This window comes from Colwellia echini (genome assembly GCF_002843355.2).
Lineage (GTDB): Bacteria > Pseudomonadota > Gammaproteobacteria > Enterobacterales > Alteromonadaceae > Colwellia > Colwellia echini.
This window is the reverse complement of sequence record NZ_PJAI02000004.1, coordinates 183,333-201,945: the sequence shown is the minus strand read 5'-3', so window position 1 is coordinate 201,945 and position 18,613 is coordinate 183,333. Positions and strand designations below refer to the sequence as shown.

General features: G+C 37.1%; 15 protein-coding genes. 14 read left to right on the top strand and 1 reads right to left on the bottom strand.

Going from position 1 to position 18,613, the window contains the following annotated elements; all coding sequences use genetic code 11:
* Position 1: 1 nt before the first annotated feature.
* The 4 genes from CWS31_RS05830 (at position 2) to CWS31_RS05815 (ending at position 2,614) form a co-directional block, all read left to right on the top strand.
* Positions 2–334 carry a Na+/H+ antiporter subunit G gene (locus CWS31_RS05830; protein WP_101345231.1) on the top strand — a complete coding sequence of 111 codons (333 nt, stop codon included), beginning with the start codon at positions 2–4 and terminating at the stop codon, positions 332–334.
* A gap of 130 nt (positions 335–464) precedes the next feature.
* Positions 465–1,040, top strand: coding sequence for an elongation factor P hydroxylase (locus tag CWS31_RS05825; RefSeq protein ID WP_101345230.1), 576 nt, complete (start codon positions 465–467; stop codon positions 1,038–1,040).
* Between the two features lie 10 nt (positions 1,041–1,050).
* The gene (locus CWS31_RS05820) at positions 1,051–2,214 is read left to right on the top strand and encodes an ATP-NAD kinase family protein (protein WP_101345229.1); all 1,164 of its coding nucleotides are present in this window, start codon (positions 1,051–1,053) and stop codon (positions 2,212–2,214) included.
* 73 nt (positions 2,215–2,287) lie between these two features.
* Positions 2,288–2,614, top strand: coding sequence for a YfcL family protein (locus CWS31_RS05815; protein ID WP_101345228.1), 327 nt, complete (start codon positions 2,288–2,290; stop codon positions 2,612–2,614).
* 7 nt (positions 2,615–2,621) lie between these two features.
* Here CWS31_RS05815 and mnmC1 read toward each other — a convergent pair whose 3' ends face one another.
* A complete protein-coding gene (gene mnmC1 / locus CWS31_RS05810) occupies positions 2,622–3,992 on the bottom strand; it encodes an FAD-dependent 5-carboxymethylaminomethyl-2-thiouridine(34) oxidoreductase MnmC1 (protein ID WP_101345227.1) in 1,371 nt (456 codons plus the stop codon).
* Between the two features lie 321 nt (positions 3,993–4,313).
* Between mnmC1 and fabB the strand changes: the two genes are divergently transcribed.
* The 10 genes from fabB to purF all read left to right on the top strand — a co-directional run bounded on the left by fabB (position 4,314) and on the right by purF (position 18,521).
* Complete coding sequence (gene fabB, locus CWS31_RS05805) at positions 4,314–5,525, top strand: beta-ketoacyl-ACP synthase I (protein WP_101345226.1); 1,212 nt, start codon at positions 4,314–4,316, stop codon at positions 5,523–5,525.
* A gap of 252 nt (positions 5,526–5,777) precedes the next feature.
* The gene (locus CWS31_RS05800; RefSeq protein WP_101345225.1) at positions 5,778–6,950 is read left to right on the top strand and encodes a 4-phosphoerythronate dehydrogenase; all 1,173 of its coding nucleotides are present in this window, start codon (positions 5,778–5,780) and stop codon (positions 6,948–6,950) included.
* A 13-nt stretch (positions 6,951–6,963) separates the two neighbouring features.
* Entirely contained in the window at positions 6,964–7,983 is a 1,020-nt protein-coding gene (locus CWS31_RS05795; RefSeq protein WP_101345224.1) for an aspartate-semialdehyde dehydrogenase, read from the top strand.
* Positions 7,984–8,522: 539 nt separating this feature from the next.
* Positions 8,523–11,939 carry a FimV/HubP family polar landmark protein gene (locus tag CWS31_RS05790; RefSeq protein WP_148747690.1) on the top strand — a complete coding sequence of 1,139 codons (3,417 nt, stop codon included), beginning with the start codon at positions 8,523–8,525 and terminating at the stop codon, positions 11,937–11,939.
* A 119-nt stretch (positions 11,940–12,058) separates the two neighbouring features.
* Positions 12,059–12,838 (top strand): tRNA pseudouridine(38-40) synthase TruA, encoded by a 780-nt coding sequence (gene truA, locus CWS31_RS05785; RefSeq protein WP_101345222.1) that lies wholly within the window; start codon positions 12,059–12,061, stop codon positions 12,836–12,838.
* A 300-nt stretch (positions 12,839–13,138) separates the two neighbouring features.
* Complete coding sequence (accD, locus tag CWS31_RS05780; protein WP_101345221.1) at positions 13,139–13,996, top strand: acetyl-CoA carboxylase, carboxyltransferase subunit beta; 858 nt, start codon at positions 13,139–13,141, stop codon at positions 13,994–13,996.
* Positions 13,997–14,065: 69 nt separating this feature from the next.
* Positions 14,066–15,415, top strand: coding sequence for a bifunctional tetrahydrofolate synthase/dihydrofolate synthase (folC, locus tag CWS31_RS05775; protein WP_101345220.1), 1,350 nt, complete (start codon positions 14,066–14,068; stop codon positions 15,413–15,415).
* Between the two features lie 146 nt (positions 15,416–15,561).
* On the top strand, positions 15,562–16,182 hold the full coding sequence (locus CWS31_RS05770) for an SPOR domain-containing protein (RefSeq protein ID WP_101345219.1): 621 nt from the start codon (positions 15,562–15,564) through the stop codon (positions 16,180–16,182).
* Between the two features lie 92 nt (positions 16,183–16,274).
* Complete coding sequence (locus CWS31_RS05765) at positions 16,275–16,757, top strand: CvpA family protein (RefSeq protein WP_101345218.1); 483 nt, start codon at positions 16,275–16,277, stop codon at positions 16,755–16,757.
* Between the two features lie 246 nt (positions 16,758–17,003).
* The gene (purF, locus tag CWS31_RS05760) at positions 17,004–18,521 is read left to right on the top strand and encodes an amidophosphoribosyltransferase (RefSeq protein WP_101345217.1); all 1,518 of its coding nucleotides are present in this window, start codon (positions 17,004–17,006) and stop codon (positions 18,519–18,521) included.
* Positions 18,522–18,613: the final 92 nt, after the last annotated feature.

Below are 18,613 nucleotides of genomic sequence, written 5' to 3'. Positions count from 1 at the left end.
AATGACGGAATGGATAATTTCAATATTATTATTAATTGGTGGTGTTTTTGTACTGGTTGGCTCAATCGGTTTAGTAAAAATGCCTGATTTTTTTATGCGCCTACATGGACCAACGAAAGCAACGACATTAGGCATGGCATCGTTATTAATTGCTGCTATGATATTTGTTAGTACAAGTGAAAACAGTCTCAGCGTGAAAGAAATATTGATCTCAATATTTTTATTACTCACCGCGCCGATCAGTGCTTATATAATGATTAAGTCAGCTATTCATCATAAGCTTGACAGTATTGAGCGCACTAAAGGTAAGCATAATATCGAAGATGATGTTTAAACGTATTACCTTAATTTAAGAATTAGAGGTTTTTACATTTTTAAAGTGGCGATGTAACAATCGCCATTTTTCCTACGTGCAAACTAGGCCACCTAATTAATGGAACTGGTATAACTGCCTTATTTTACAAATGCCATACCAATATTCAGATCTCATTTCATTATTCGACAACACGTTTTTTGCGCAATATAACACTCGGTTGATTAGAGGCGGTGATGAGCCCTTGTATTTACCAGCAAATGAAAACTGCTCTTATCATCAAATTATTTTTGCCCATGGTTACTTTGAAAGTGCGTTGCATGAAATATCACATTGGTGTCATGCAGGTGAAAAAAGACGTTTACTAGAAGACTTTGGTTATTGGTATACTCCTGATGGACGAGATGCACAACAACAAAAAGAATTTGAGCAAGTTGAAATTATTCCACAAGCTATTGAGTGGGCTTTCAACGCAGCAGCACAAAAAAAATTCAACACTTCTGCTGATAATCTCAATGGTGATACTGGTGACAGTCAAAACTTTAAAGTTAAAGTCCATCAACAAGTTTTAACCTTTATTGAACAAGGTTTTCCTGCACGTGCTCAACAGTTTATTGAGACGTTAGCTCTGTTTTATCAAACTAGTTTACCTTTAACCGCTGCGCAATTTCCGCTTAATGATGAAGGTACAAATGAGCAAGACATTAGTAATATAGAAATAGGGTAACGGGAGCATTGTGCAACAATTTAAATTAGGCTTTATCATCAACCCTATTGCAGGACTAGGTGGCAGTGTAGCCCTTAAAGGTAGTGACGGTATGGCGCAGCACGCGCTCAGCCTTGGCGCAAAACCACAAGCGAATGCACGCGCAGCCCAGGCTCTTGACGTGTTGCTGCCTTATAAAGATAAGATTGTTATTTATACGGCTAATGATTTAATGGGGGAGCAGTGCGCTAATGCCTTGGGCTTTACCGTGGAAGTGCTTTATCAATCAGCAAATACAGTGACAGAAAATAGCGATAGCAAATTAGCCGCTAGCGCTTTATTAGCAGAGCATGTAGATATTATTCTATTTGCTGGTGGTGATGGCACGGCGCGCGACATTGCCTCGGTAGTAGCTATTGATGATAACCATCAACAAGTGCCTGTTTTAGGTATACCTGCGGGGTGTAAAATTCATTCTGGGGTTTATGCTATTACACCGAAAGCCGCTGGGCGTATTATTGAATTGATGATTAACAAAGAGCTAGTTACATTAACATCTGGTGATGTAATGGATATTGATGAGCAATTATTTCGCCAAGGCATTGTTAAAGCAAAACGTTATAGTGAAATGCAAATACCCAGCGAACTTCGTTATGTTCAAGCGGTTAAGTCTGGCGGTAAAGAAAGTGATGAACTGGTATTACAAGATATCGCCGCCAATGTTATTGAAACGATGAACGATGAAGAAAATACCCAGTTTATTATCGGCTCAGGCTCAACTACCGCTTTTTTAATGGAAGAGATGGCGTTAGATAACACCCTTTTAGGCGTTGATTTAGTACGTGAATTATCATTAGTTGCCAGTGATATGACAGAAAATGAGTTATATACAGCAATATCTGAATATCAAGGAAGTAATAAACTGATCATTACTTTAATTGGCGGGCAAGGGCATGTATTTGGCCGCGGAAATCAACAATTAAGTCCGCGTATTATCCGTGCTATTTTAGCCCAACCCGGTAATCGTGATAACATTATTATTATTGCTACTAAAGCTAAATTAATGGCTTTGCAGAATAAACCTTTAATAAGTGACACAGGTGATAGCGAACTTGATCAACAACTGTCTGGTTTTATGACAATAACAACCGGATATAAAGATCAGGTACTTTACCCGCTTGCTAGTCCACAGTAAAATAACGCAAAGCATTCATCCATATTCAATACTATTAAGTAATTTAGTATACGACCTTTTAAAAGTGATTTTTATGTCAACTGATTTCAACAACTCGGCAATTGAAGCTAATGCAAACGAGCAAACAGCTCAACTTAAAACTGCAGCAGATTTATACCATTATTTAGATGATTTATTTGAACAAGATGCCGATAGTGATACTTTATTCGCCGGCGGATATCTACGAGGACTTAGCTCGTTAGTAGCAACCGACTTTGGCGATGAAAATCAAGCGTTAACAGCTAAGTTAGTTGAAAGCATTACGGCGAAAATCAGCCAGTCAAAGAGTGAATTAACTCCCCAAGATTACGCGATAGTGACAAATTTTTGGTTATTAGTTCAAACTAAAATAGCTAACTGATATAAGGCTAAACATTAATTTTTCGTTTGATAATATCTCGAACGATAAATCGATTAGGACTTAAGTTAAACAACATTTTGTGGTCCACCGGATAAGGTAAGTTACACAAATCTGCGGTTAGAATGTCGGCCGCTAAAGGCGCTGAACATAAACCTCTAGCGCCTAACCCCAATAACACATAAAGATTCTCAACACATGGTGCAGCTTCGCTGTATTTCCAATTTTTATCTTTAGCTAAATGAGGGTAAGTTTTAATATGTTCGTTAATATTAGGTACAGCTCCCACTAAGGGTAAGTGATCTTGTGACATACCACGTAGCCTTGCTTTACTCGTAACTATGTCTTGTTCTTGCCAGTTAATATCAGCAGATAATTCAGGTAAACATTTCGCTAGTGTGGTTAAATTGTATTGGTCATCTTTGCTATTGGTTGTTAAGTTAGTATCATTCTTTTGAAAAGTCGCGCCGACACAATGTATACCGTTATTCTCAGGAGTTAAATAGCCTTTATGGCAAATTACAGTTGATAATTTACTGATAGAATTGGTACTTTTCATACTGGTAACTTGGCCACGAGTTGCAGTTAGCGGTAATGCTTTTAACTGTTCAATTTCAATGGCATCAGCTCCCGCACAAATCACTAATACGTTGGCATTTAACTCACCTTGATTAGTCGATAAACACCACGAGATTGGTGATAATTCATTGCTAGTTATCGTCGTATTTTTTACTTGGCGTATTTTACTAATGTGAGTATTGGTGATAATGGTTAAGCGTTTTGTCGCTGATGCGGCATTAAACAGTTGCTTAACTAAATCTTGCGGAGATACCCAACCAGCATTGGGCATAAACAGCCCGCCATAAGGTAAATTTATATTAGCAAAGACACTGGCTTGATCAGCATTTATGCTTTGAATTAGGGCATCTGGCCATGCTTTAAGTTTTTCAAAAGCGATTTGTCTTTTTATTAATGACTCTTTATAAGAGACTTCTAATAAGCCACACCATTGGTGCGGGAATGAATAACCTTGCTCTTCAATTTCATTGTATAATGCTTTAGCGCGCCAAAAAGCTTGCTGATAAAAATCGCTTATTTCATCTTTTTGTTGATGCAATAATGGAAATAAAGCTGCAATGGCATTACTTGAGCCGCCTTGGGCAACTTCGTTATCTTTACAATATAAAGTAATGTTTACCCCTTGTTTGGTTAAAGCATAGGCCGCACAAGCTGAAGCAATACCGCCACCAATAATAGTTACATGGTCAGGTATTTTAATTTGAGGACGTAAATAATAGCCTTTATCGATTGTTGCATTAGATTCTGTTACGGTATTGATAAATGATTGAGTGCTGTTATCTGCTTTATTTTGTTTTGTCATTAAAATGTCTTTAAGTAGAATTACAGTGTTGTGATCGATTTCTGCGAATGTAGTTTGCTTATTTTACGTGAAATAGTGACTTTGAACATAAAATATCAAGAGATTAATGAAAATGTCATAGATATCTTGCAATGGATATCATAATATAGTGTACAACTGTACGCTGGTTTTTTTGTAAATGATGTCTATGTTTTCAAATGTGTTTTAAATCAACATAAGTAAAATATAGCTAAACAACAAGTAATACCAGTTTAATGGCTACTACCTGTATTTTTACTGGTATAATAGCGCAAAATTTTATAATTATAGATGGTTAGTTAAATGAAACGTGTCGTAATAACAGGCTTAGGTATTGTCTCAAGTATTGGTAACAATGCTGATGAAGTATTAACTTCTTTAAAAACGGGGAAATCAGGTATTTCTCATTCTGCAAGTTTCGAAGAGTATGGTCTACGTAGCCAAGTTTGGGGTAAACCTGATATTGATACTAAAGACTTTATTGACCGTAAAGCTATCCGTTTTATGGGTGATGCAGCAGGTTATGCTTATATCGCAATGGATCAGGCAATTAAAGATGCTAAATTAACCGAAGATCAAATATCGAATGTTCGTACTGGTATTGTTGCTGGTTCTGGTGGTGCATCATCAGAAAATATCGTTGCTTCTACCGATACACTCCGTGAACGTGGTATTCGTCGCGTAGGCCCTTACGCTGTACCTAAAACTATGGGTAGTACTGTATCAGCTTGTTTAGCAACACCGTTTAAAATTAAAGGTGTTAATTATTCAATCAGCTCAGCGTGTGCTACAAGTGCTCATTGTATTGGTAATGCTATGGAGCTTATTCAATTAGGCAAACAAGATATTGTTTTTGCTGGTGGTGGTGAAGAGTTACATTGGTCACTTGCTATGATGTTTGATGGCATGGGCGCATTATCTGCAGGTCGTAATGATACTCCAGAATTAGCTTCTCGTACTTATGATGCTGATCGCGATGGCTTTGTAATTTCTGGTGGCGGCGGTATGGTTGTTGTTGAAGAATTAGAGCATGCACTTGCTCGTGGTGCACATATTTATGCTGAACTTGTTGGTTACGGCGCAACGTCTGATGGTTACGACATGGTTGCTCCAAGTGGTGAAGGCGCCGTTCGTTGTATGCAACAAGCTATGCAAGGTGTTGAAGGTAAACTTGATTATTTAAATACTCACGGTACTTCTACACCAGTTGGTGATGTTAAAGAGCTAGGCGCTATTCAAGAGTTATTTGGTGAAGACTCACCAGCAATTAGTGCGACTAAAGCTATGACAGGTCACGCACTTGGTGCTGCAGGTGTTCACGAAGCTATTTACTCAATTTTAATGATGGAAAACAACTTTGTTGCACCTTCTATTAATATTGACAACTTAGATGAACAAGCTAAAGGTTTAGATATCGTTACTGAAAAACGTGATGTAGAGCTTAATTTAGTTATGTCTAATAGCTTTGGTTTTGGTGGTACAAATGCCACATTAGTTATGAAAAAATATAAATAAGACTTAATTTTAAAATGTTAACTTATCTATAACTTATAGATAAATTCCATATTAAAAGCATTAAGTCAAAAGCCACATTAGCATTAGTTTAATGTGGCTTTTTTATTGTCTAAATATACTCAGCATTTGTCTAAAACTAGCGTTATGCTTAATAAACAAGGTATAATTACGCGCTTTAATATATTCAGACTTAAAAGAAGCTCTTAATTAGTTAATAAGTCAGTTAATAAATCAGTTAATAAGATTACCTTAATGAAAATATATTTTGATGAGAACATGCCATTTGCCAAAGAGTTTTTTACAGAGCTCTGCCTGCTACATAGTGATGCTGGCGAGAAAGGTGAGTTAATTGCTTTTTCTGGTCGTACCTTAACCGCAGAACAAGTTGCTGATGCGGATGTGCTTTTAGTGCGTTCAATTACGCAAGTTAATGAAGAGTTACTTCATCTCAATACTAAACTTTCATTTGTGGGTAGCGCTACAATAGGCACAGATCACATTGATCTGGAGTATCTTGAACGTCGTAATGTTACTTTTCACTCAGCGCCAGGTTGTAATGCTATATCCGTCGCTGAATATGTATTAAGTGCTTTAGTTGTTCTAGCTGAACGCTATTTAATTAATCTTGCTGACTTAACTGTTGGTATTGTTGGGGGCGGAAACACAGGTACTCGCTTAAGTGAAAAGCTGCAGGCGCTAAGCATTAATTATAAAATATGCGATCCGATACTTGAGCAAAAGCAAGCTGAAGGTAACACTACTGATGAGCGAACGTATTCTTCATTAACTGAAGTGTTAGCTTGCAATGTTATCTCTTTACATGTACCAAAAGTTGAAGGAGGGCAGCACCCCACTTATCAACTTATTAATGCTAAAAACCTGGCTTTATTGCGTGACGATCAAATTTTGATCAGCGCTTGTCGTGGTGATGTTATCGACAACCATGCATTATTAGCGTTAAAAGAATCAGGTCATGGTCTTAAAGTGGTACTTGATGTTTGGCAAGGTGAGCCAGATGTACTGGCAGCGTTAATTCCTTTTACCGAAATCGCTACAGCACACATTGCTGGTTATAGCTTAGAAGGAAAAGCACGTGGCAGTGAAATGCTCTATCAGGCATTATGTCAACAATTAGCGGTTGAGCCTGTATATCAGCTTACTAATTTTTTACCTTCGGCTAGTATTCCAATGGTAGAAATTAATGCTGAATTCAACCAAATACTACTAAACCAGTTAGTTAAAATGGTTTACGATGTACGTAGAGACGATGCAATATTTCGTCAACAATTATTTATTCAAGGCTTTGACAGCTTACGCAAGAATTATCCGATTCGTCGGGAATTCTCAGCTGTTGAAGTCACTTTGTTACCCAATGCCTTCAGTGATGTGCCACATCGCTTAGGTTTTAGTAAAAAATCCAACTAGAAGAGAGAGGATCATGGCACAGAAATTTGACGTATGTATACTTGGCGCAACTGGATTAGTTGGCAAAACAATCATGGAAATCTTAGAAGAAAGAGATTTTCCAATTAACAAACTTTACCCTTTAGCAAGTGCTCGTTCGGCTGGCGAAATTATTGAGTTTAAAGGCGAAAGTATCGAAGTACTTAATGCTGATGAATTCGATTTTAGCCAAGCTCAAATTGGTTTCTTCTCAGCAGGTGGTTCAATTTCAGCTAAATTTGCCCCTATTGCTGGTGAAGCGGGTTGTATCGTTATTGATAACACCTCAGAATTTCGTTACGAAGATGACATTCCATTAATCGTACCTGAAGTAAACCCAGGTGCATTAGCTGAATACAGAAACCGTAATATCATTGCTAATCCTAACTGTTCTACAATACAAATGTTAGTAGCGCTAAAACCAATTCAAGATGCTGTAGGTATTGACCGTATTAACGTATGTACATACCAATCTGTTTCTGGTGGCGGTAAAGAGTCAATGGATGAATTAGCAAAACAAACCGCTGATTTACTACAAGGTAAGCCTGTAGAGTCTCAAAACTTCTCACGTCAAATCGCTTTCAACGTGATTCCTCAAATTGATGTTTTCCTTGAAAATGGTTACACCAAAGAAGAAATGAAAATGGTTTGGGAAACTAAGAAAATTTTTGGTGATAATAACGTATTAGTTAACCCTACAGCTGTTCGCGTACCGGTTTTCTTTGGTCATGCTGAAGCATTACACATTGAAACACGTAGCCATATTTCGGTTGAAGAAGTTAAAGACTTATTAAGAAATGCACCGGGTGTTGTGTTATGTGACAATGATGCTGACTTCCCAACGCAAATTGGTGAAGCAAGTGGTAAAGATGAGACTTTCGTGGGCCGTGTTCGTGAAGATATTAGTCATCCAAATGGCATTAATTTATGGATTGTTGCCGACAACATTCGTAAAGGTGCGGCAACAAATAGTATTCAAATTGCAGAATTACTAATTAAAGACTACTTAAGCTAATTGATCAGCTTAATTGGTTAAGTTAATTATTTAATTTAAAAATAATTAAGAAATATCGCAAACTCGCCGTTATCTATAATAAGCCAGATAACGGCGAGTTTTTTTTTACTTGATCTATATCTCAAGAGGCTAATACAACGGAAGGTAGTGGAGCCGTTATTTAGAAGGGATAAATACGTTATTCCAATTCCATTAATTAGGTGTTCTATTTTAACCCGGATAAATGATCATATTTTTAATCGGGTTGGGATTAATATTAATTCGCGTGCTCAAGCTATTTCACTAACCGCGTAAACATTCAATGAAGTACTAAAAAAACGAGACTTATCGAGTTATTTTGCTATTATCTTGTTAGTTAATGCTTTTTTGGAATAAACATTGCATTTTATCTTTTAGGTAAGCTTTATCTCCAAACAATGAAGTAATATGATGTTTTTTTGGCACTAAGTGGTATTTGTTAGGCCGATAGTTACATTAGTTAATTAAATAAAATACTTAAATTACTCAGTTAAATTAGATACTTAAATTAGGACATCCCAATGCAAAAATTATTACGTCTGTGCCTATGGCAGGCGATTTTTATCAGCATACTTACCGCCCATTTTCATCTAAATGCCGAAGAAGAACGCGGCATTCGTATGTTAGGTCCTAAAAGTAGTGATGTTTTCCCCTATGAGCGCTATGGTCCAATCCAATCTACAGACACTTTATGGAATATTGCTACTCGAGTGCGTCCTGACGCTCGTTTAAGTATTTATCAAGTCATGCATGCGTTATACATAGAAAACCCGCAAGGTTTTGTTGATAACAATATTAATTATTTAGTAGAAAGCGAATACTTAAAGATCCCTTCGTTTAATGCCATGATGGCGATTGATGCTAATGAGGCAAAAGCAAAATTTCAAAGCGCCAGTCAATCTTGGAAGAAAGCACAGCCGAAAAAGCCTAAGGAAATTGAGCCTATTGTACCGAGTGTTAAAAAAGAAGATTTAGACAGTGTAAAAACTGAAATAAATGATCAGATGCAAAAGTTTGATGGTCAACAGCAACAACGATTAGAGACGATACAAAATGATATAACCGACTCAATTGACGGCTTGCAAACAATTTTAAAAGAAAATGATGATTTACGTCAGCGTCTTAGTACTTTTAATGACAAGCTTGGTGTAATGCAAGAAGAAGTAGCAAAAGGCAAAGAGATTAAGTTGCAAATGGACGATATGATCAAGTTGCAACAAGCGTTACTTGCTAAAGCAGAAGCCAGAGAAAAAGAGTTATTATTAGAAAAGCAATTGGCCGAGCTATCGAAGCAAGATATTACTTCACAATTGTGGTTTATGATCCTTATGGGAACCTTGCCTGCAATCTTGGTTTTAGGGCTGTTAGCTTTCTTATTCAAACGTAGAAAACAAGCTTCTGATGAAGCCTTCTTTAGCGAGTTAGAAAATAAAAAGCAACCAGATAAAGTTCCAGAGACGGGAGCCGCGGTTGCTGCTGCAACAGAGGAAGCCCTTGACTTAACCCTCGATGATGAACTTGACCTATCGTTAGAACTAGACAACGAGCTTGATTTATCGCTTGATGACGATATTGACTTGTCAATTGATGATGAACTGTCCCTCGATAACGATGTTATTCATTTAGATGATGATGACAACCTTGATGAGCTTGATGATCTTGACGACATATTACTTGATGATGATAGTGATAATGATCTACTTGATATCGAGGACTCAGAAGAAGAGAACATCGATTCATTATTGTCTGGTTTAGATGATGATATACAAGATACAGATGCTGAACTTGAAAACGGTGAACTTGATCAAGATGATTTAAATTCATTATTATCGGGTTTAGACGATGAAATCGAAACCTCAGCGCTAACTGAAGAAAATGAAGAGCTTGAAGGTGGTGAGTTAAGTCAAGATGACTTAAATGATTTATTGAATGGTTTTGCTGCAGATGATGATAATGAATTAGATGATGCTATTGAAGAAGAAATAGCAGAATCTAAAAGCCCTGTAGAGCCAAAACCAGAGACAGATGTAACCGAACCTGATGATATTGATGCACTGCTAGACGCTGTTAATAACGATTCTGTAAATAACGACTCTGTTAATAGTGCTCCCGTTAAAAGTGACTCAGCAAGTGATGCTGAGCCAGAAGCTGATGTAACCGATCCTGATGATATTGATGCACTGCTAGACTCTGTTAATAACGATTCTGTAAATAACGACTCTGTTAATAGTGCTCCCGTTAAAAGTGACTCAGCAAGTGATGCTGAGCCAGAAGCTGATGTAACCGATCCTGATGATATTGATGCACTGCTAGACTCTGTTAATAACGATTCTGTAAATAACGACTCTGTTAATAGTGCTCCCGTTAAAAGTGACTCAGCAAGTGATGCTGAGCCAGAAGCTGATGTAACCGACCCTGATGATATTGATGCACTGCTAGACTCTGTTAATAACGATTCTGTTAATAGTGCTTCTGTCAAAAGTGATTCAGCAAGTGATGCTGAGCCAGAAGCTGATGTAACCGACCCTGATGATATTGATGCACTGCTAGACTCTGTTAATAACGATTCTGTAAATAACGACTCTGTTAATAGTGCTCCCGTTAAAAGTGACTCAGCAAGTGATGCTGAGCCAGAAGCTGATGTAACCGATCCTGATGATATTGATGCACTGCTAGACTCTGTTAATAACGATTCTGTAAATAACGACTCTGTTAATAGTGCTCCCGTTAAAAGTGACTCAGCAAGTGATGCTGAGCCAGAAGCTGATGTAACCGATCCTGATGATATTGATGCACTACTGGCGGCTACAGCTGGAGCAGCAGTCGGAAGTGTTGCGGAAAAAGTACTAAGTAACAATCAAGCTGATAAAGAAGATTTAGTCGAATCGACAAAGCAAAAAAATGCTGATGCGCCGACTGATGAAAAATCTATAGATGATCAGCTAACTGATGATGAAAATCCATTAAGCGATGAAGACTTAAAAATACAAAATGAAATAGCTGAAAATGAAGCTAAAATAGCAGAATTTACGGCGGAATATGTTACGCCATTTCTTACAGCTGATTTTAGTGACATGCTTCCTACGGACAATGAAACAAATACCGATGCTGCTGATACAAACGTTGAAAGTGAAGATGTTGATGATATTGGTGATAGTTTAACTGCATCTGCAGTGACTGAACCGTTAGATAATAAGTCGGATGATATTGGTCTTAATGAATCTGATTTAAATCACTTACTCACTGAAGATATTACCGAAGATAAGTCAGAGCAAGCTGATTCATTGGACGACATTGAATTAATTCCTGACTTTACTGATGAAGATGTATTAGCGGAATTACTAGCTGAAGATCCTAACTCTGCAGAAGCTGACTATGAAGTCAGTGATGAGTTAGATGCTGATGAAGTAGACATTGATGAACTTGAAGTGATTAAAGAATTGGATGATGTCGATTTTGATGAACTACTCGCTAATATAGAAGAAGAGTCTGCAGAAAGCTCTTTATCAGAGACTAAAGGGCAAAGTAACTCTGATAGTGATGACTTAGATGGTGATGATATAGGCGACGACTTAATTGCTAGTAGCATTAGTAAAGACATTGATTTAAACAATGATAATGACGCAACACCTCAACAAACTGAATCCGCAGAAGATTATGTTTCTGTCGATGATTTACTTTCTGATAGTTTAGATGAAGGTGACAATTCAGAACCTTATGAAAAAACTAATATCGATGTTGGGTTAGGTCAATACGCACAAAATAATAGCGGTGTAGACGTAGATGATAATGGCTCAATGTCGAGTAAGTTAGATTTAGCTAAAATGTATATTGAGATGGGTGACGAAGAAAATGCTCAAGTAATCTTAGAAGAAGTCATTGCAAAGGGTGATGCGACGCAAAAAGCAGAAGCGCAAGCAATACTCGATACATTATAAACCTGATAATAGAGCTCTCTAACTCTAGAGAGCTTTATATAATAACAAGCATAGCCTAACAGGATAAAATAAAGGATAATGCCCGCGAAAATTATTTATTACGGGATGGGCGAATTTGTATGCGGTATGCATTAGGCATTGAGTATGACGGTAAAAATTATTGTGGTTGGCAGCGCCAAAATAATGCTATTACGGTACAAGAAAAAGTAGAAAAAGCATTAGCTATTATTGCTAATGAACCCATCAAAGTTATTTGTGCCGGTCGTACTGATACAGGCGTAAATGCTACTAATCAAGTTATTCATTTTGATACTTTAAAAAAACGTAAAAATGTTGCTTGGACTTTAGGCGTTAATACTCATTTACCTAGTGATATCGCTGTGCAGTGGGTAACAAAAGTTGATGATGACTTTCATGCTCGCTTTAGCGCTACAGCTCGTAATTATCGTTATATTATATACAATAATCCACTTCGCTCAGCAATACTGAGCCATGGTATTAGTCATTGTCATTACCCATTAGATGAAAACCTGATGCAAGAGGGAGCTAATTATCTAATTGGTGAGCATGATTTCACTTCTTTTCGTACTGTTCATTGTCAATCACATTCGGCGGTGAGAACAATCCAGCATTGTAGAGTTACTCGACAAGGTCATTATATTGTTGTTGATATTAAGGCGAACGCCTTTTTACACCACATGGTTAGAAACATTGTTGGTAGCTTAATGCGCGTAGGTCAATCACAAGAAACAACTGCGTGGATGAAAGAAGTTTTGCTGGCTAAAAACCGTTGTGTTGCTGGCGTAACAGCGCCACCAGAAGGCTTATACTTTGTTGATGTGGAGTACCCCGATAAATTTGAGTTACCCAAAAGTCGTTTAGGACCTTTATTCTTATAAAAAGTTTGAGACGTAAAAGTAGTATAAATAATAATTATTTACTGAACAGACCAGTTTTTTATATAATGATTAGGTTATACTATGGTCTAATATGTGGTTTAGAATAATTAATACTTTAAACTAGTGTTTGATGGTGTTTATGCTTAATTCATAATCAATGAATAATTAATCATAATAAATGAGTAATTATAGAGCGAATTAAATTATTGGAATAACTTATCAAGTTACTTCAATAAGGCAAAATAAATAGACCATCAATGAATCGACAGATATTTCGTTGCAACAGGCAAAAATAAAATTATGAGCTGGATAGAAAAAATTCTCCCGAAAGCAAAAACGACACAAAAAAGTAATATTCCTGAGGGTGTATGGAGTAAATGTACTTCATGTAACGCTGTGCTTTATAAAGCTGAGTTAGAACGACAAATCTCAGTATGTCCGAAGTGTGATCATCATATGCGTATCAGTGCACGTAAACGCATTGATAGCTTTCTTGACCAAAATAACCGTTTGGAACTAGGTGAAGAATTTGAAGCACAAGATATCTTAAAGTTTAAAGACTCTAAGCGATATAAAGACCGTCTTAGTGCTGCACAAAAAAGCACGGGTGAGAAAGATGCACTCGTGGTAATGAAAGGTGAACTTCATGGTATGCCTGTTGTTGTGGCTGCTTTTGAATTTGGCTTTTTAGGTGGTTCAATGGCTTCTGTTGTTGGTGCTCGTTTTGTAAAAGGTGCTGAATATTGTCTAGAGCATAATATCCCTTTTATTTGTTTCTCTGCTAGTGGTGGAGCCCGTATGCAAGAAGCTCTTTTCTCTTTAATGCAAATGGCAAAAACAAGTGCTGCTTTAGCTAAAATGAGTGAAAAAGGCTTACCTTATGTGTCAGTATTAACTGATCCAACTATGGGTGGTGTATCTGCAAGTTTAGCTATGCTAGGTGATATTAACGTTGCTGAGCCTAAAGCCTTAATTGGTTTTGCAGGCCCTCGTGTTATAGAGCAAACAGTGCGTGAAAAACTACCTGAAGGTTTCCAACGTAGTGAGTTCTTATTAGAAAAAGGCGCTATCGATATGATTGTTGATCGCCGTGAAATGCGCATTACGCTAGCACGTATGTTAGGTAAGTTTATGGGACAGCCTAGCGTTGTTTCATAGGCTTAGTTGCTTATCTGAAGTAATAGCCATTATTGTCTATTTTAAACTAATCACTTGTTGATAGCATAAATGTCCAAATCAAATTCAAGCCACTATCAAGATTTTACTCGTCTCGATCAGTGGCTTTATTATTTAGAAAACTTACACAGTAGCGAAATAGACCTAGGTTTAACACGTATTGGCAAAGTTGCGACCCGTTTAGAGATTGATCTAAGTTTTGCTAAGGTCATTACAGTTGCAGGTACTAATGGCAAAGGGACTACCTGTGCATTTATTGAAAATGCGTTGCTTAGTAAGCAACTACAATTTCACGTTGAAAATTGCCAAACTCAATCTACTGAAAATCAGCCTCCTAAAGTCGCCGTTTATTCTTCACCGCATATTAATCACTTTAATGAACGTTTACGGATTAATAAATCTGATGTTGAAGATCAACCGTTAATTAAAGCGTTTAACAAAATTGAACTTGCCCGTGGTGATATATCATTAAGTTATTATGAATATACTACCTTAGCGGCGTTACTCGTTTTAATGGATATTAAGCCTGACTTTATCATTCTTGAGGTGGGGCTTGGTGGGCGTTTAGATGCGACCAATATCATTGACGCCGATATCGCTGTTATCACTACTATTGATTTAGACCATCAAAGTTTTCTTGGTAATGACAGAGAAACAATCGGTTTTGAAAAAGCAGGTATCATGCGCCAAGGGCGAGATATTGTCATTGGTGATACGGACACACCTAAATCAGTATTAGCCCATGCAAAAAGTTTACAAGCAACTCATGGTGAGAACTTATTTGTCCGCGAACAAGATTTTAGAATTACTGATATTGATGACTCTTGGGGCTGGCATGCAGAACAAACCAACTTACCCGAATTAAAGGCAACTTATATTCCGCGTGATAATGTTGCCACAGCGCTTATGGTATTAGAGAAGCTTAATGTTAAATTAACCACTATGTTTGTTAATGAGGTTATTTCAGCGACGAAAGTGATAGGTCGTACTGAGCTAATAAAACAAAAAGGGCAAAGCGATGTTATTCTTGATGTTGGCCATAACCCGCAAGCAGCTCGTTATCTTGCGAGTTACCTTAAGCAAATAAAAAAGCAGAAAAACTATCAAATTATTTATGGGGTAGTTTCTATGTTGGCTGATAAAGATATTAGTTCAAGTTTACACTCACTTAAAGATTCTGTTGATGTCTGGTACACAGGTGCACTCAATGTACCAAGGGCTGCAACCAGTCAAGCGATGGAGGGCTATTTAACCTCCTTTAGTGATAAGGTGAATTGCTTTGACAATATAGAAGAGGCCTTTAAAATAGTGAATCAGCAAGCGTCAAAAAATGACTTGATTCTTGTTTTTGGCTCATTTTTTACTGTCGCTAAAATAAGATCGCAACTCATAACTGTTTAACACCATCACTTTATAACCTACTTATTGAACCGTTAGAACTTGTTAATTGGTTAAATCGATTGGCTAAGTTAATTAGATAAGTTAATTGGATAAGTTAAACAGTTAGGTTAATTAGTTAAAGAAAACGTATTATTTAGGAGAGTTTCTTGTCTACACCGTTTCAAAATAGGCTTGTCGGGACCATTATTGTCGCAGCCGTCGTCATAATCTTTTTGCCTGATCTACTCGACGGCGAAAAAAAATCAAACAAAGCCGATTTTGAAGCCATTCCTCATGCCGAAGCTTTCTCTGGTAAATTAACCAACAAACCTTTCCCAGAAGAGCGCTTAGTACGAGAAGAAATGCCCGAAATAACCGATGAACCCGCTATTGATGATACCTATATGGATACAGAGGTCACTGTCGATGTTGTAGAAAAAAATGATGTGAAAACAGTTGTTACTCCTGCGAGAATAGATCCTCCAGTAGCCGCGATAACTAGTAATCAACAAACGAAAACGTTACCAGAGAAAGCGGTAGCGTCTGAAGCTTGGGTTATCCACTTAGGCAGTTTCAAAAATAAAGACAATGTAGAGCAGTTACTGAAAAAGTTAAAAGCACAAGGCTATGTCGTTTTTACTAAACCAATTAAAACCAAGCAAGGCACTTTAACAAAAGTTATTATAGGGCCTGAGTTAATAAAGTCTGCGATGGAAAAGAAAATTCCTGCATTAAAAAAACTTACTGGTATCCAAGGCAAGGTCGCCACTTTTGAAGTAAATCAGTAATTGGCTTTCATAAAAAACTAGGCATTATTTTGCTAATTCTGATAGAATGCGCGCCTCTGATTTTGAGAAAATAAATTCAACGAGAACCCCGTATGGTTTGGATAGATTACGTCATTTTGGCCATTATAGGCATTTCAACCTTAGTTAGCTTGATACGTGGCTTTGCAAAAGAAGCGGTATCTTTAGTTATATGGATTGGTGCATTTTTTGTTGCTAGTACCTTTTATGGTAATCTTGCGAATTTATTAACAAATATTTCCGATCAATTCTTACGCAATGCCGCTGCAGTTGCCATACTTTTCATATCAACACTAGTGATCGGCGCCTTAATCAATTACCTCATCGGTCAATTAGTTAGTAAAACAGGTCTTTCTGGCACAGACCGCGTGTTAGGTATCGTTTTTGGTGCGCTTCGTGGCGTGCTTATTGTTAGTGCTTTAATATTTTTTGTTGATGCTTTTACTGGTGTAGAAAATACGCCATGGTGGAAAAGCTCACAACTTATTCCTGAATTTACCTTAATTGTAGAATGGTTTTTTGAATATATTAAAGGCTCATCGAGTTATGTGAGTTAGTTTTAGTTGAATTTAAAAAACATTAACCCGAGCGTTAAATTTATTTTTATTTATCTTAGCTGTTTTAGCGCAGTATCTGCGTTAATTAACATCAGTTAAGTAATTGCGGAGTCGTTCCGTATACGATTATTTATAAGATATTATTTCAATATCGTATAATTCAATATTTATTTGATGAGTTCATTCATCCAAAGCAAAGTTAGCTTTGATAAGTGTTGTAAATATTTCTTTTGTGGAGAGAGTTTCATGTGTGGCATTGTTGGTATAGTCGGTAAATCCCCAGTTAGTCAGTATATATATGATGGCTTAACAGTACTTCAGCATCGAGGTCAGGACGCAGCAGGTATTGTAACTATTCACAATAATACCTTTAGACTAAGAAAAGCTAATGGTTTAGTGAAAGATGTTTTTCATACCCGTCATATGCTTCGCTTACAAGGTAATATTGGTATTGGCCATATTCGTTACCCAACAGCAGGTACTTCTAGTTCATCAGAAGCACAACCATTTTATGCTAACTCTCCTTTTGGTATTTCATTAGCGCATAATGGTAATTTAACTAACGCTGACGAGTTAAGAACATGGTTATTTAATGAAGCTCGTCGTCATGTTAATACCACATCAGACTCTGAAGTGTTACTTAACATCCTAGCGCACGAATTACAGCAAAGAGAAAACATTTCTCTTACTCCTGATGATATTTTTACTGCCGTCGCTAATATGCATAAACGTGTTCGTGGTGCTTATGCCACCGTAGCGCTTATTGTAGGTCACGGTATGATCGCATTTCGTGATCCTAACGGTATTCGTCCATTAGTTTTTGGTAAAAGAGAAACTAAAAAAGGTGTTGAGTATATGGTTGCCTCTGAATCGGTTGCATTAGATGCATGTGCGTTCGAATTTGTACGTGATGTAGCGCCAGGTGAAGCGATATACTTTACTGAAGATGGCCAAATACACAGCCTGCAATGTGCTGAAAATCCTGTTTATAACCCATGTATTTTTGAGTTTGTTTATTTTGCTCGTCCAGATTCAACTATTGATAAAATGTCTGTTTATGCTTCTCGTGTAGAAATGGGGACTAAACTAGGCCAAAAAATTGCGGATGAATGGCAAGATCTTGAGATTGACGTGGTTATTCCTATCCCTGAAACTTCTTGTGATATAGCTTTACAAATAGCACATCATCTTGATATTCCATACCGTCAAGGCTTTGTTAAAAATCGTTATATTGGCCGAACGTTTATTATGCCAGGTCAGGAAGAGCGTAAAAAATCAGTTCGCCAAAAACTCAATGCTATAACGGCTGAATTTAAAGACAAGAATGTTTTACTTGTTGATGATTCTATTGTTCGTGGGACTACATCATCTCAAATTATTGATATGGCGCGTGCTTCAGGTGCAAAGAAAGTTTACTTTGCTTCAGCAGCACCAGAAGTTAGATTCCCTAACGTTTACGGTATTGACATGCCAAGTGCAAATGAGTTAATTGCCCATGGCCGTGAATTAGATGATATTTGTGAGCTAATTGGTGCAGATAAGTTAATCTTCCAATCAATTGATGACTTAATTACAGCAGTGAGTGCAGGTAACCCTGAAATTAAAACGTTTGATACTTCTGTATTTGATGGTAACTATGTTACCAACGATATCAACCAAGAGTATTTAGAAAGATTGGACGCATTACGTAATAATACTACGAAAGAAGAGTCTGATAAAAATGCTGATTCGATTTTAGATATGCATAATGAAGGTGCAGAGTAAATATTATCTAACTTGTTCGTGATAAATTAGCGATATGCGGTATACATAAAAAGGCCTTGTTTCTGTGAAGAAACAAGGCCTTTTCTATTATA

What these genes read in the sequence shown, in the direction of transcription:
- CWS31_RS05830 (WP_101345231.1), top strand. Translation starts at nt 2, where the DNA reads ATGACGGAATGGATAATTTCAATATTATTATTAATTGGTGGTGTTTTT.
- mnmC1 (WP_101345227.1), bottom strand. Translation starts at nt 3,992, where the DNA reads ATGACAAAACAAAATAAAGCAGATAACAGCACTCAATCATTTATCAAT.
- CWS31_RS05800 (WP_101345225.1), top strand. Translation starts at nt 5,778, where the DNA reads ATGAAAATATATTTTGATGAGAACATGCCATTTGCCAAAGAGTTTTTT.
- CWS31_RS05790 (WP_148747690.1), top strand. Translation starts at nt 8,523, where the DNA reads ATGCAAAAATTATTACGTCTGTGCCTATGGCAGGCGATTTTTATCAGC.
- fabB (WP_101345226.1), top strand. Translation starts at nt 4,314, where the DNA reads ATGAAACGTGTCGTAATAACAGGCTTAGGTATTGTCTCAAGTATTGGT.
- CWS31_RS05765 (WP_101345218.1), top strand. Translation starts at nt 16,275, where the DNA reads ATGGTTTGGATAGATTACGTCATTTTGGCCATTATAGGCATTTCAACC.
- accD (WP_101345221.1), top strand. Translation starts at nt 13,139, where the DNA reads ATGAGCTGGATAGAAAAAATTCTCCCGAAAGCAAAAACGACACAAAAA.
- CWS31_RS05825 (WP_101345230.1), top strand. Translation starts at nt 465, where the DNA reads ATGCCATACCAATATTCAGATCTCATTTCATTATTCGACAACACGTTT.
- folC (WP_101345220.1), top strand. Translation starts at nt 14,066, where the DNA reads ATGTCCAAATCAAATTCAAGCCACTATCAAGATTTTACTCGTCTCGAT.
- CWS31_RS05795 (WP_101345224.1), top strand. Translation starts at nt 6,964, where the DNA reads ATGGCACAGAAATTTGACGTATGTATACTTGGCGCAACTGGATTAGTT.
- CWS31_RS05815 (WP_101345228.1), top strand. Translation starts at nt 2,288, where the DNA reads ATGTCAACTGATTTCAACAACTCGGCAATTGAAGCTAATGCAAACGAG.
- purF (WP_101345217.1), top strand. Translation starts at nt 17,004, where the DNA reads ATGTGTGGCATTGTTGGTATAGTCGGTAAATCCCCAGTTAGTCAGTAT.
- truA (WP_101345222.1), top strand. Translation starts at nt 12,059, where the DNA reads ATGCGGTATGCATTAGGCATTGAGTATGACGGTAAAAATTATTGTGGT.